Origin of the sequence: Rossellomorea sp. LjRoot5, from assembly GCF_964253455.1 — a bacterium.
Lineage (GTDB): Bacteria > Bacillota > Bacilli > Bacillales > Bacillaceae_B > Rossellomorea.
In genome coordinates this window covers 633,554-647,861 of the sequence record NZ_CAXUQN020000001.1, presented here as the reverse complement: position 1 = coordinate 647,861, position 14,308 = coordinate 633,554, and the positions used below count along the sequence as shown (strand labels likewise).

Annotated in this window: 13 protein-coding genes and 1 other RNA gene; 3 read left to right on the top strand and 11 right to left on the bottom strand. The window is 43.7% G+C overall.

The genetic code is table 11. From position 1 onward, the window contains the following. Position 1: 1 nt before the first annotated feature. From ACSQ2E_RS03150 to ACSQ2E_RS03135, 4 genes are all read right to left on the bottom strand, one after another. Positions 2-2,458, bottom strand: a complete 2,457-nt coding sequence (locus ACSQ2E_RS03150) for a heavy metal translocating P-type ATPase (protein ID WP_435989305.1) — start codon at positions 2,456-2,458, stop codon at positions 2-4. A 15-nt stretch (positions 2,459-2,473) separates the two neighbouring features. Then, a complete protein-coding gene (locus ACSQ2E_RS03145) occupies positions 2,474-2,689 on the bottom strand; it encodes a heavy-metal-associated domain-containing protein (RefSeq protein ID WP_435989304.1) in 216 nt (71 codons plus the stop codon). A 22-nt stretch (positions 2,690-2,711) separates the two neighbouring features. Next, a complete protein-coding gene (locus ACSQ2E_RS03140; protein ID WP_435989303.1) occupies positions 2,712-3,173 on the bottom strand; it encodes a CopY/TcrY family copper transport repressor in 462 nt (153 codons plus the stop codon). A gap of 239 nt (positions 3,174-3,412) precedes the next feature. Beyond that, positions 3,413-4,003, bottom strand: a complete 591-nt coding sequence (locus ACSQ2E_RS03135) for a DUF1541 domain-containing protein (RefSeq protein WP_435989302.1) — start codon at positions 4,001-4,003, stop codon at positions 3,413-3,415. A 208-nt stretch (positions 4,004-4,211) separates the two neighbouring features. Between ACSQ2E_RS03135 and ACSQ2E_RS03130 the strand changes: the two genes are divergently transcribed. Continuing rightward, a complete protein-coding gene (locus tag ACSQ2E_RS03130) occupies positions 4,212-5,573 on the top strand; it encodes a sensor histidine kinase (RefSeq protein ID WP_435989301.1) in 1,362 nt (453 codons plus the stop codon). A gap of 19 nt (positions 5,574-5,592) precedes the next feature. After that, the gene (locus ACSQ2E_RS03125) at positions 5,593-6,279 is read left to right on the top strand and encodes a response regulator transcription factor (protein ID WP_435989300.1); all 687 of its coding nucleotides are present in this window, start codon (positions 5,593-5,595) and stop codon (positions 6,277-6,279) included. A 51-nt stretch (positions 6,280-6,330) separates the two neighbouring features. On the opposite strand, the gene ACSQ2E_RS03120 is transcribed toward ACSQ2E_RS03125, so the two are convergent. Continuing rightward, positions 6,331-6,657, bottom strand: coding sequence for a four-helix bundle copper-binding protein (locus ACSQ2E_RS03120; protein ID WP_060672600.1), 327 nt, complete (start codon positions 6,655-6,657; stop codon positions 6,331-6,333). Between the two features lie 287 nt (positions 6,658-6,944). On the opposite strand from ACSQ2E_RS03120, the gene ACSQ2E_RS03115 reads away from it, so the two are divergent. Continuing rightward, complete coding sequence (locus ACSQ2E_RS03115; RefSeq protein ID WP_435989299.1) at positions 6,945-7,352, top strand: LAGLIDADG family homing endonuclease; 408 nt, start codon at positions 6,945-6,947, stop codon at positions 7,350-7,352. A 447-nt stretch (positions 7,353-7,799) separates the two neighbouring features. Here ACSQ2E_RS03115 and ssrA read toward each other — a convergent pair. The 6 genes from ssrA to eno all read right to left on the bottom strand — a co-directional run bounded on the left by ssrA (position 7,800) and on the right by eno (position 14,299). Continuing rightward, positions 7,800-8,140: a transfer-messenger RNA gene (gene ssrA, locus ACSQ2E_RS03110) on the bottom strand. 158 nt (positions 8,141-8,298) lie between these two features. Then, positions 8,299-8,769, bottom strand: a complete 471-nt coding sequence (gene smpB / locus ACSQ2E_RS03105) for an SsrA-binding protein SmpB (protein ID WP_435989298.1) — start codon at positions 8,767-8,769, stop codon at positions 8,299-8,301. Between the two features lie 122 nt (positions 8,770-8,891). Next, a complete protein-coding gene (rnr, locus tag ACSQ2E_RS03100) occupies positions 8,892-11,231 on the bottom strand; it encodes a ribonuclease R (protein ID WP_435989297.1) in 2,340 nt (779 codons plus the stop codon). Positions 11,232-11,258: 27 nt separating this feature from the next. Beyond that, entirely contained in the window at positions 11,259-12,005 is a 747-nt protein-coding gene (locus ACSQ2E_RS03095; RefSeq protein WP_435994370.1) for an alpha/beta hydrolase, read from the bottom strand. A 321-nt stretch (positions 12,006-12,326) separates the two neighbouring features. Continuing rightward, the gene (gene secG / locus ACSQ2E_RS03090; RefSeq protein WP_060672588.1) at positions 12,327-12,554 is read right to left on the bottom strand and encodes a preprotein translocase subunit SecG; all 228 of its coding nucleotides are present in this window, start codon (positions 12,552-12,554) and stop codon (positions 12,327-12,329) included. 452 nt (positions 12,555-13,006) lie between these two features. Next, positions 13,007-14,299, bottom strand: coding sequence for a phosphopyruvate hydratase (eno, locus tag ACSQ2E_RS03085; RefSeq protein ID WP_060672587.1), 1,293 nt, complete (start codon positions 14,297-14,299; stop codon positions 13,007-13,009). Positions 14,300-14,308 lie beyond the last annotated feature (9 nt).

Below are 14,308 nucleotides of genomic sequence, written 5' to 3'. Positions count from 1 at the left end.
ACTACGTTTCTGATGGTTTGAATCTTTTCAGGCGAAGGGCGTTCAGCAACACGGATACGGAGCTGAAGCTCATGGCCGCTCCTGCTATCATTGGGTTTAGTAACGGTCCGCCGAACAGATACAAGATCCCCATGGCAATGGGAATACCGAGGATGTTATAGCCAAATGCCCAGAAAAGATTCTGCTTGATGTTCCTTATGGTCGCTTTACTCAGTTCAACGGCTGTCGGTACGTCCATTAGATCACTTCTCATGAGGACGATGTCTGCCGACTCCATGGCCACGTCCGTACCGGAGCCGATGGCGATCCCGATATCAGCCTGCGCAAGGGCCGGGGCGTCATTGATCCCGTCCCCGACCATGGCCACTTTCCTGCCTTCTTCCTGAAGCTTCTTGACTTCATTTGCTTTGTCTTCAGGCAGTACTTCACTCAGTACGCGGTCAATCCCTACTTCTCTTGCGATCGCTTCCGCCGTCCGCTTGTTGTCTCCCGTGATCATGGCCACTTGGAGCCCCATCCTGTGAAGCTTTTCAATGGCTTTGAAACTCGTTTCTTTCACCGTATCGGCAACGGCGATGATGCCCGCAATCTCTTCTTCGACGGCGATGTACATCGGCGTTTTCCCCTCTGCTGCCAACCGGTCCGACACTTCCGCCAATTTACCGACATCGACATCATTTTCGTCCATCAGCTTACGGTTTCCGAGGAGGAGATCGTCTCCTTCGACCGTCACTTCAATTCCCTGTCCCGTGATGGCGTCAAAGAAGTCAGTCTTACGCAGGGTCAATCCTCTCTCTTCCGCTTCTCGGACAATCGCTTCTCCAAGGGGATGCTCAGATCCCTTTTCAGCTGAAGCAGCAAGAATCAGGAGTTCTTCCTCTAAAAAGCCTTCTGCCATCACGATATCCGTCACGACAGGCTTACCTTCCGTGATGGTACCGGTCTTATCAAACACGATGGTGTCTATTTTGTGGGTCGTTTCAAGGGCTCCACCGCTTTTAATGAGGACGCCATTTTCAGCGCCTTTTCCCGTACCGACCATGATGGCTGTAGGTGTCGCGAGTCCAAGAGCACAAGGACAGGCGATGACGAGAATCGAAATGGCAATCGTAAAGGCAAAGAGGCCTGACTCTCCTGAAACATACCAGGCGAGCCCGGATAGAATGGCAAGAACGATGACGATGGGCACAAAATAACCTGAAATCACATCCGCCATTTTAGCAATGGGGGCCTTTGAGCCCTGAGCATCTTCCACCAGCTTGATGATCTGGGATAATGCTGTATCTTTTCCGACTTTCGTCGCCTCGTATCGGATGGTTCCATTTTTGTTGATGCTCGCACCGATGACGTTCGAACCCGACGTTTTCTCAACAGGGATACTTTCCCCGGTGAGCATTGCTTCATCGACGGATGTTTTTCCTTCTGTCACTACTCCATCCACCGGTATCTTCTCACCGGGTTTTACGATGATGATATCCCCGACTTCCACTTCTTCGACCGAGATTTCGGCTTCTGCTCCACCTCTTACGGCAGTGGCTGTTTTAGGGGCAAGCCCCATCAGTTTCTTGATCGCTTCAGATGTTTTCCCTTTCGAAAGGGCCTCGAAATACTTCCCTAATGTAATGAGGGTGAGGATGACGGCTGCCGATTCAAAATAGAGATTCTGAGCATAGCTTTCACTGCCTGCTATGATCATGATGCTTGCAAACAAACTATAGAAGAACGCTGCCCCCGTTCCGAGCGCCACCAATGAATCCATATTGGGATGCCGTTTGAAAAGCGTCTTAAACCCTACGGTGAAAAATGGTTTCCCCATTGCTACGACAGGAATGGTAAGCACAAGTTGTATCAATGCAAATCCAGATGGGTTCACCATCGGATCGATCGCATCGGGCAGAGGCATGCCGAACATATGCCCCATGGAAACCAGGAGCAAGGGAACGGTGAAGACGGCCGAAACCCAGAAGCGTTTCCACATGGTCCTGATGTGCTGCTCTTTCTTATCCCTGTCTTCATCTACTGAATCCTCTGAGCCCATCTCCTCCTGTGCCCCGTATCCGGCGTCGGAAACCGCTCCTTTGATATCAGACACGGTAACCACGGCGGGATCGTACTCAATGACCATTTTCTCTGTAGCCATATTGACCGTCGAATCCTTAACGCCATCCAATTTTCTTGTCGCCTTTTCGACCGATTGCACACAGGATGCGCACGTCATGCCCGTCACGCTGAATGTCTTTTTCTCCATTTCTGTGACTGCTCTATAACCTGCGTCATCCACAGCCTGCTTGATTTCTTCAAGTGAGAGCTCATGTTCATCATAGGTAATATTCAATTTCTCCGTTGCAAGATTTACGTTTGCTTGTTGAACACCAGCCAGTTTCTTCGTTGCTTTCTCAACAGCCTGTGAACAAGAGGCACATGTCATTCCTTCGATGTTCAATGTTTTTTCCGTCATTGTGCTAGCCACCTTTTATTTTGCAGGTTCTGTTTGATATCCCGCATCAGACACCGCTCTACTTAAACTGTCTGGTGATTGCTTCGATTCGTCATACTTCACCTTAGCCGCACCATTCTCGAGATCAACTTTGGCTTTTTCTACCCCGTCCAGTTCGTTTAAGACCGTCTCTACTTTTTTCACACAATTCCCACATGTCATTCCAGATACGTTTAATAATGTTTTTTCCATTGCAAAAACACTCCTTTAATTTTTAATGACGGCAGTTCATGCCGTGATCTTTTTTGCAGGTACACTGTCCTGGTACGCAATTGCAAGCGATCTTATCGACAGCATCTTTTTTCTTAGTTTGTAAAACTTGTTCAAGAAGGGCGATATCATCATGACTCAACGTTGCCTCTCCTATCAGATCGGCAATCGTCTTCCCTACCGCCCGGCTGCATATATGGGTGAATAATCCTGACTTCAGTGTTTTGAAGCTTTCTTCCTCGCTGACTCCCGGCCTGTAAATGAACCGGTTTCCGATTTTTTCGGTTGTCAGCATCCCTTTTTTGACCAGGCGCCCAATAAAGGTTTTCGTCGTTGCCGGTTTCCACTCTTTCTTTTCCTGCAGGACGGCACTTATTTCCTTGCTAGTCACTTCTTTGAGCGTCCAGACAACTCTCATCACTTCCCACTCAGAATCCGTGATTTCCGGTTTTTCTTCTTTGGGCAAGTTTACCACCCCTTTACGTTTACAATTGTAATCGATTTATATTTATAGTTTACAACTGTAATCGATTATAGTCAACAGATAAAGTTGGAATTAATTAAAAATGGGCTTGTGTCCTTATCCTGTGTATATATTGTGTACCACTGGCGGTATTCTATAAACTCCTTCCTTTTTAAAACGAAAATATGCCGTTGGTCAAAAAAGAGATGATTCGTAAAAGATACGGTCATCTCTTTTTTCTATTATTCAACTGGTGATAATTCGCTCTCAGTGACCCATTTGTGATTCTTTACTTCTTCTCCACCTGTAGTAGGTGTGTAATCTACCATATAAACCGTCATCTTCTCAGCAGAGTCAATGGTAGCCGTTGCCCCTTTCATCCCCTTCATATGATCGGCATTCAAGACCACCTTTTCTCCAGGTTTATACGGTTGATCACCATAGTCTTTCAGTTCTTCATGAATGACCCATTTATGGTCCTCCACTTTCTCTCCACCAGTGGTTGGTGTATAGGTAACCGTATAAACAACCGTGTCGTAAGCCCCTGTAATGGTTGCTTCTGCATCCTTCATACCTTTCATATGATCAGCCTTTATGATGGCTTTGCTTCCTACTTCATATTTTGGGCTTGATGCTTCTTTCAATCCCTCTGGTACTTCTTCCGAACCTGAGTGATTCATATCACCATGGTCCATACCATCCATTTCTTCGGACTTCTCCGTCTCATTATCATTATTTGCTTTATTCTCATCTTGATTATTTGAACAAGCACTCAACATGAGAAACAGAGCAGTAACGATAAATAGGAACCATTTTCTTCTATGTTGTTTCATAGGTAGTACCTCCTTGAGTCATTTCTTTTAAAATTTTACCCAGCAAATATGCAAATTATATGGAGAACAAACATTTTCAAGACAGCTTTTTTAGGGTATCGTATTGAGTACTCAATTAAGCGAATTTAAGTAGAAGGGATAATATGCATACTTTTTTCATATTTTTCCCCTAAACTAAACAAAGAAATGTATAAATGGGGTTGCCGATATGAATAAGATTTCAATCAAGTTAGCCGCTTACTTTACCATCGCCGTATTCATCATGGAAGGTTTATTAATGTTATACCTCCATGACAATATTATTGATGTACGGGTGGAGGAGGAATTTCAATCCATCCTTTCCCGGGGAAACAGCCATCGGGATGTATTAGAGGATCGTTATTCAACTACTACCTTGCATCATATTGCACTTATGGAATCAAAAACCGAAACCGAAGTGGTGATTACAGATAAAAATCATCACGTTATTATCAGTTCGAAGAAATTAACAAAAGGAATGAGAGAACTCATTAATGAAAGCCCCCGATCTTTGCCCCGCGGAGGAAGGGTGATTGAAGCAAATTGGAAGGATATGAATTATTTGGCCACTGTTACAGCTTTTGAGAAGGATGGCAACGAAGGTTATGTTTATATGTTTAAAAGCGCATCTCCATTACGGAACTTAATCAGTAAACTAAATGGACACTTTCTTCTTGCAGGAATCATGAGTCTCATCATATTAGCAGGTATCCATTTTCTTCTATCCAAAATGTTGACACGGCCACTAATTAGAATGAAGCAAGCCACTGAAGAATTGAGCAAAGGGAATTTCGAGGTCAAGCTACCTCATCTGGGAAAAGATGAACTAGGGGAACTGGCAGCATCAATCAAAACTCTAGCCAATGATTTAGAGACCATTCAACACAACCGTTCTGAATTTCTGGCCACTATTTCTCACGAGCTGAGAACCCCGTTGACCTATGTTCTTGGATACACGAATGTCTCTCTTCGAGACGAAATCCCGGAAACTGAAAGAAAAGAGTATTTAACGATCATACAGGAAGAATCAAAAACCATTGTCACATTAATCGATAACCTATTTGAACTTGCCAAAATCGATGAGAATAACTTTTCCATCCACCAGGAAGAGATACAATCATTGCCACACTTCCAAAAAATCATTAAAAAAATCACTCCTGCTTTCAAAAGCCGGGAAATGGATTTAATCCTTTCTGTTAAGGACCCCTTTTCATTCCATGCGGACCCGATCCGTCTGGAACAAATCATCATGAATCTATTGGATAACTCCTTGAAATATTCAAAGCCGGGTTCAACGACTACGGTCATCGTCCGACCACATGGAAATGGCAGGTTGGCCCTTACAATCAACGATCAAGGCATCGGGATCCCAAGTGATGAGCTTCCCAAGGTATTTAACAGGTTACACCGGGTAGAAAAATCTCGCTCAAGGGAATTTGGAGGTTCCGGTCTCGGTTTATCCATCGTAAAGGAGCTCGTGGAGGCTCACGGCGGAAACATCTCGATCGAAAGTGAACCGGATAAGGGGACATCAATCAATATCATAATGTAATGCCTGGAGGTTTGAACTTATGAACACCATTTTATTAATAGATGACGAAACAAAGATGTTGAATCTATTGGAACTTTATCTCACTCCTCACGATTATTCGTGTATAAAGAAGAATAACGGCTATGATGCGATTCAATATATGAAAAACCATCCCGTAGACCTAATCATTTTAGACATTATGATGCCGGAACTGAATGGCTTTCATACCTGTGAAAAAATAAGGAAGTTTTCCACTGTTCCCATCATCATGTTGACTGCCAGGGGGGAGAAGGATGACATCGTGAAGGGGTTAAATGTAGGGGCGGATGACTACATTACCAAGCCTTTTGACGAAGAGGAACTTGTCGCACGGGTAAATGCCCTTTTCAGAAGAAAAACCTGTTATGAGCAAATAGAAGATTCGGAACAACTAACCAGGGGCGGTTTCACATTGGATGGACATACCTATACGCTAAAGTATGAAAATCAAATTCTTTCCTTAACCTTAAAGGAATACAATATCCTGCATTCCTTGATGAAGAATACTGACCGCGTATATACCAGGGAACAACTCCTTCTGATGGTATGGGATATCAATTCCAAAACCGACATCAGAACCGTCGATTCACATATCAGGAATCTGAGGGATAAATTAAAAAAAGCCGGATTCCCAATCGAGAACCATTTGAAAACAATCTGGGGCATCGGGTACCAGTGGAAAATATAAACCTACATAAAAAGAAGTGGAGACAATAGGATTGTCTCCACTTCTTTTTGATTACGCGATTTTTTTACATTCTTCTGCACAATTGAAGCAGGCATCCGCACATTTTTGACAATGATCATGATCATGCTTCTTACATTCTTCACCGCATGTTTCACAAATCTTCGCACACACTTGGGCGAGTTCAGCCGCAAATGGCGTCCCTCTTACTAAGGATTGTTCTAAGTATGCACAAATATCCGCACATTCACGATCCAAACGGATACACTCTTTCATCATGTTAATATCCTCTTCTTGTAAACAAGAATCGAAACAGTGGTTACAGGCTTCCATACACTCGTGTAGTGCTTTGATGGCAGATTGATACTTTTCATGTGACATGTTATTTTCCTCCTTGAGATAAGTTAGTTTCTACACCTATACTATATCCACTTAAAATGTCATTAAACGGATAATCCATGTTTTTATTGGTTGTGACAGATATAGTTCAAACTGCATAAATTCTGCAAAAGTATTGGGTAAATAAAAAATTTAAGGGATTGAACTATTTTAAGTATCCGCTATTTGTGCAGATATAGGCGAAAAAAGAAATTTAGGTTGGTTAGAATTTATGTAAATAGAGGAATAGTACAAAAGGTATATAAATTAATTTATAGGAGTTGTTTATCATGGAGGATTGGGAGGCAGCTTATTTAGCTGGAATTATTGATGGAGAAGGTTCTATAACACTGACACGAATGCATGACAAAGAGCATAGACGCCCCTGCATTACTATCGCCTCTACTGATTATGAACTTTTAGAATATCTTCAAATACTAACAAACGGTCAAATCACTAAAAAGAAAAACTACCATCCAGATCGTCACCTTAATTCATACACACTCTCTATCAAGGCTAAGAATCAAGTTCTGAATATATTAAAATTAGTTTTCCCATTCCTAAGGGTTCACAAAAAGAAGAAAAGAGCATCCTGGATTCTTGATCATTATGATCGAGTTACGGTTAGAAACGGAAAGTATAATCCGGATAATTTAAAACAAAAGGTGACTTTTGAAGAAGAGTTTTTCAAATTATAAAATGTTATTGAGGAAACCTTTTCCACAATAATTGAACTAAAAAACCATGTTTATGCCAAACAGCAATAACATGGTTTCACTTTTTTAAAATTAAGAGGTTAATATTCAAAGGCCCTCGTATGGCTAGATAAAATAAAAACCACCAAATATGTATTTGGTGGAGACGGTGGGACGTGCACTTCCATGCTTTCGACATGGCACTGACTATATCTTGAACCTTGTAGTTTCAGGTCCTTTGGCGTATTATGCGAAATATAAATTTATCTGCTGAGAGATAGGATTCCGCATCCTAGTACTACCGACATCCGGCAGCCTATAAGTCGATACACGGCTGTTGGATCACTCCACATACCGCTCGGCATTGCCTTATCACACTGAGTGTGACTTAGGTTTCACCGATAAAGCCAAATTTTCACTTATGTGTTACCACATAAGGCGACTATGAACTAATCGAACCCACGTCCAGAAACATCGCCACTTAAGCGTCTACGAGCGTAGTCGATATATTCGCAAGTTCGCTACAGCTTCTGCCTATCGACGGGCGTCCGTGCAGCTAGTCTGATTGGTCTCTTCCTTTGTCCTCAGACGGTGGACTCCGGCGTAGCCTACTAAGAGTGAGTCCCTTACCCTACCACATAGGCGATGGAGGGAGGAACAGCTAAAGCGCTATTACGCAGCTAAAGCTAGGTTATTGTTAGTTTTGCCAGTTATTATTGGCTTTGGCGTTTTAACGTAGACGACCCCTACGGCTCGCGACCTAAGCTCGAACTATCCCTGTCGAATCCGTAACGTCCCCATGATAGAAAGGGAAGAACGGGAAAGAATAAGTTCAGCGTGTAAGTCACTTATTCAATTGTTCTTACAGCCGCGTGATTACCTCGCGACATATACTAGTATAACAAATCCTGAGATAATTGCAAATGCCAAATTCCGGAAATCTGTAGTGTTACATTCCTTTTTGGCGCTGAGCCAGTTCCCTTTGGATGGAACGATTCGCTTCTTTACGCTTCAAGTCTTCGCGTTTATCATACTTCTTCTTACCACGTGCCAGCCCGATCAGAAGCTTTGCCACACCGTTTTTAATGTATAGCTTCAGTGGAACGATTGAATACCCGGCTTCCTTTGAATCACCAATCAGTTTGTTGATTTGCCTCTTATGAAGCAGCAGCTTACGTGTTCTAAGCGGCTCATGATTAAAACGATTTCCCTGCTCATATGGACTGATATGCATATTATGAACGAAGATTTCTCCATTTTGAACACGGGCAAAGGAATCCTTCAAGTTCACACGGCCTCCCCGGATCGCTTTGATCTCTGTCCCCTGGAGCACCAGTCCCGCTTCGTAAGTTTCTTCTACGGCATAGTCATGCCTCGCTTTTTTATTTTGGGCAATAAGCTTGCCTTCTCCCTTTGGCATTGGAATCCCCCCTAGTCATTTCCGTCAGTTTACTCATTATTATCTCATATTTCCAAGAAAAATTGTATCGTTACACGTTGAAAAGAAAAGGAGCAAAGGATGTCCCATTGCTCCTGAACCTGTTACTTCTTCTTTTTACGTTTGCTTCGAGGTGCATTTTCAAAGTGCTTCTTATTCGTCTTTTTCTTCTTGTTGCTTGGTTTACGGGTCGACCATTCTCCGTCCTTTTTATTGGATGAAGACCGATCCGATTTCCCTCGGTTTGATTTTCCTTGATCTGTCGAAAACGAACGGACACGGCCTTCGCGCTCTTTGCGCTTCCCTTTCATGCCGACGATTTCGAAATCAATGGCACGCTCATCTTTATTGACGCTTACGACACGAACCGTGATTTCATCACCAATCCGGAATACATTGGCAGTCCTTTCACCGATCATGGCAAGATGGCGTTCATCAAACCGGTAGTAATCGTCCGTCATATAGCTTACATGGACAAGACCCTCAATGGTGTTCGGCAATTCGACGAACAGTCCGAAATTCGTAACGGAGCTGATGATTCCGTCGTATTCCTCTCCCACTTTGTCTTCCATGTACTCTGCTTTTTTCAGTTCATCGGTTTCACGCTCTGCGTCCACTGCACGGCGCTCACGGCTTGATGTGTGTTCCGCGATATGCCCCATTTGAGCACCCCATTTTTCACGGGTGGCCTGATCCACTTTCCCCTCGATCAAGTACGTTCTGATCAAACGATGAACGATCAAGTCAGGATAACGACGGATCGGTGATGTGAAATGAGTATAGAACTCAGTTGCGAGTCCGAAGTGCCCAAGGCTTTCAGGATCGTATTTCGCCTGTTGCATGGAACGAAGCATCATCGTCGAAACGACCATTTCTTCCGGTTCTCCCTGTACGTCTTCGACTATTTCCTGAAGGGCACGGGGATGGATGGAATTCGCGGTTCCTTTTACAATCAAACCGAAATTGGTGATGAACTCGAAGAAGCGTTGAAGCTTATCTTCCTTCGGATCTTCATGGATTCGGTAGATGAATGGCACTTCCATCCAGTGGAAATGCTCGGCAACCGTCTCATTCGCCACCAACATGAATTCTTCGATCAGCTTCTCTGCCACTGAACGTTCACGAAGGACGACATCCGTCGGTTCCCCTTCGTCATTCACCAGCACTTTCGCTTCTTTGAAATCAAAGTCGATCGCCCCGCGCTTCATCCGTTTTGTACGAAGAACCTGAGCCAGGTCCTCCATCTCCTCGAACATCGGCACCAAAGGCTCATATTTCGTGCGTAACTCTTCGTCTTTATCGACAAGGATCTTGTTTACATCCGAATAGGTCATTCGCTCGGTCGTTTTAATGACACTCTGGAAGATTTCATGTTTCACGACATCGCCTTCAGGTGAAATTTCCATGTCACAAGATAAGGTTAAACGATCAACTTTTGGATTAAGGGAACAAATCCCGTTCGATAAACGATGCGGAATCATCGGGATGACCCGGTCTACGAGATAGACCGACGTTCCCCTATCGAATGCTTCCTGATCAATCGGGGAGCTCTCTTTGACATAGTAGGTGACGTCTGCAATATGTACTCCAAGCTTGTAGTTCCCGTTGTCCAATTTCGTCACCGTTACGGCATCATCCAGATCCTTGGCGTCTGCACCATCAATCGTGACGATGGTCTGATCCCGAAGATCTTTCCGGTTCGGAATTTCCGATTCGTCGATTTCACTTGGCACCTTGTTCGCCTGATCCATGACCTCTTCAGGAAATTCAACGTCAATCCCGTGCTTATGGATGATTGAAAGAATATCAACTCCCGGATCATTTTTATGACCGAGGATTTCGATGACTTCCCCTTCAGCACTCTTGCGTCCCTCAGGATATGACGTCAACTTTACGACGACCTTATGACCTTCTGCCGCTCCCATCTGGGCAGATTTCGGGATGAAGACGTCACTGGCAAACTTCTTATCATCGGGGATGACAAAACCGAAATGCTTGCTCTCCGTGAACGTACCAACCATTTGATCGACACCGCGTTCGACGATCCGGACGACGGTCCCCTCTCTTCTTGAACCTGAAGAAGAGGTTGAAACTCTTACTAATACAATATCGCCATGCATGGCGTTATTCGTTTCATTAGGAGGGATGAAGATATCGTCCATCCCGGACTCTTCCGGTATCACAAACGCAAATCCTTTTGCATGAGCGGATACTTTCCCTCTTACCAGATTCATTTTTTCAGGCAGGCCGTAGCGATTGCTTCTTGTACGTACGACGAGCCCTTTTTCTTCCATTACGACAAGTGCTTTGACAAAGTCTTTGAAGTTCGTGGACCCTTCAATTCCGAATGCTTCTTCTAGCTCCTGTACCGTCAATGGCTTGTAAGCTTCTTCCTTCATATAGGAAAGGAGCCTATCCACATGCACTTTAATATTTTCGTCCATGACAATCCCTCCTGATCATCGAATTCATCAAACCGTCCAATCCAATTTCTCCAAGAAACCGTAGACGTCTTCATGAAGCTGTTCTTTTTCTTTATCCAAAGTAATGACATGACCGGACTCTTCGTACCACTTGATCTCTTTCTCATCCGACTCGACGTTGTCGTAAATGATATTCGCAGAATCCGTATTGATCATATGATCATGTCTTGCCTGTACGACGAACGTCGGTGAATAGATCATGTCCACGTTTTCACGTACATCTGCGATCAATTCCTGCAAGGACTTCAATGTATTCATAGGCGTTTTCTTAAATTCTTCTATTTCTTTTTCAATTTGGTCTTCCGGTTTTCCTTCAAACTTTTTAAATTCACGGGCGTAATCAACAACCCCATTATACATCACGTCTTCACTTTTTATATACATTGGCGCACACATAGGGACAATACCCTTTACAGGTACAGTGTAACCTAATTTAAGAGAAAATACCCCTCCTAGAGAAAGGCCTGCAACCGCAATTTCTTCATACCCCTTGCTCTTTAAATGCTCATAGCCTTCCATGACATCCTTCCACCAATCTTCAGGCCCTGTATGGACCAACTCCTCCGGTGGAACGCCGTGTCCTTTATAGTGGGGTGCGTGAGAGGAATAGCCCTTCTTTTCCAAGAAGCGTCCAAGCATCCGGACATCTGCTGAATTCCCCGTGAATCCGTGAAGCAACAAGACGGCTCTTGGACCTGCTTCGAATGTGAATGGTTTAGGTAATACGGTTTTCATCATACATGACTCCTTTAATCTTAATTTAAACAAACGTTTGATTAGTATCCAGAAACCTTAATTTTAAAGGCTTCATCTTATTAAACGGTTGTTTAGATGATTTCGTATGTAATCGGATGTTTGTGGATTTTTTTGTTAAACAAACGTTTGATTAGTAGCTGAGAAACTTGATGTTACAGGCTCCATTCTATTAAACGATCGTTTAGTCCACTCTTCCTCTCTATTTTTAGCAAACATCGGTCTGACAATCCAATATTCCGCTTATAAAATCAGTCTGATAAATAAAAAAACCTGACCTTAATGATCAGGTTTTTGTTCGTATTAGATAGCTACGATGGCGATGGTTAGTACGAAGAATAGTACCGATAATACGATTGTGATTCTGTGCAGTACTAAGTCAATCCCACGAGCTTTTTGTTTCCCGAAAAGTTGTTCTGCACCACCAGAGATGGCCCCTGAAAGTCCAGCACTTTTACCTGATTGAAGTAATACAAGAGCAATAAGTGCAATGGATACAATAATAAGTAAAGTGACGAGTATTGTGTGCATGAGTCCCACCTCCTGATACGAACATAACATTACTACTAGTTTACCATAGGAAAGAGGGACTGGACAAGGTAATATTATTTGAATTGTGGAAAGAGTTGGTACGGGAACAGTGGTTATCGGCGGACGGAGTGATGGGTTAAATTGTTAAACGGCTGGATTCCTTGCGTTTTCGGCCGGATTCTCCATTGATTCGGCTGGATTCTCTCCTAAAACCGCTGGATTCTACTCAAAAACGGCCGGATTATCATCAAAACTGGCTGGATTCCATTCAAATGAAGAGTCGGACATCCCTGAAAAGAGTATGTATCTCCAATCATTCTTAAAAACCAAATCAAATACCATCCAAAAGCGTCCGCACCCCTCCCCAATCGACAGGACACCCCTCAAAAACCACCCCAAAACCAAAAAAAACAGCCCCGTCCAAAGACGGGGCTGCCTCTCTTCAATCGCGATTAGCGATTAACGTTATAGAATGTTTTCGCTCCAAGATATTGAGCTGTGTGAGCCAATTGATCTTCGATGCGAAGTAGTTGGTTGTATTTTGCTACGCGGTCTGTACGTGATGGAGCACCTGTTTTGATTTGACCAGCGTTTGTTGCTACAGCGATGTCAGCGATTGTGCTGTCTTCTGTTTCACCAGAACGGTGAGAGATGACGGCTGTGTAACCAGCGCGTTTCGCCATTTCAATCGCGTCGAAAGTTTCAGTCAGTGTACCGATTTGGTTCACTTTGATCAGGATCGAGTTACCGATACCTTGCTCGATACCTTGAGAAAGCTTCGTCGTGTTTGTAACGAATAGGTCATCCCCCACTAATTGAACCTTGTTACCGATGCGGTCAGTCAGTAGTTTGAAACCGTCCCAGTCGTTTTCGTCAAGACCGTCTTCGATGGAGATGATTGGGTATTTGTTGCACATTTCTTCGTACCAATCAACCATTTCTGCGGACGTACGAACGACGCCTTCGCCAGAAAGATGATACTTACCGTCTTCTTTGTTGTAGATTTCAGAAGCTGCTACGTCCATTGCAAGAAGAACTTCTTCTCCAGGCTTGTAACCGGCTTTTTCGATTGCTTCGATGATGGTTGAAAGAGCTTCTTCATTTGATTTAAGGTTTGGAGCGAATCCACCTTCGTCACCAACTGCAGTGTTGTAACCTTTTGATTTAAGAACTGATTTCAGGCTATGGAAAATTTCAGCACCCATGCGAAGACCTTCTTTGAAAGTAGGAGCTCCTACAGGCATTACCATGAATTCCTGGATGTCTACGTTGTTATCAGCATGCTCTCCACCATTAACGATGTTCATCATTGGTACTGGAAGCTGCTTCGCGTTGAAACCACCAAGGTATTGGTATAATTCAACTCCGAAGAAGTCAGCAGCTGCGCGTGCAACCGCCATGGATACACCAAGGATTGCGTTGGCACCTAATTTACCTTTGTTTTCTGTACCGTCAAGAGCAATCATCGCCTGGTCGATCGCTACTTGTTCTGTCACGTCGTATCCGATGATTTCTTCAGCGATTTCGTTGTTTACGTTATCGACTGCATTTTGTACCCCTTTACCAAGGTAGCGGTCTTTATCTCCGTCACGAAGTTCAACTGCTTCATATTCACCAGTTGACGCTCCAGATGGAACAAGTGCGCGTCCGAAAGCACCTGATTGTGTGTAAACTTCTACTTCAATTGTTGGGTTACCGCGTGAATCCAATACTTCACGTGCATATACGTCTGTAATAAATGGCATTTAGAATCT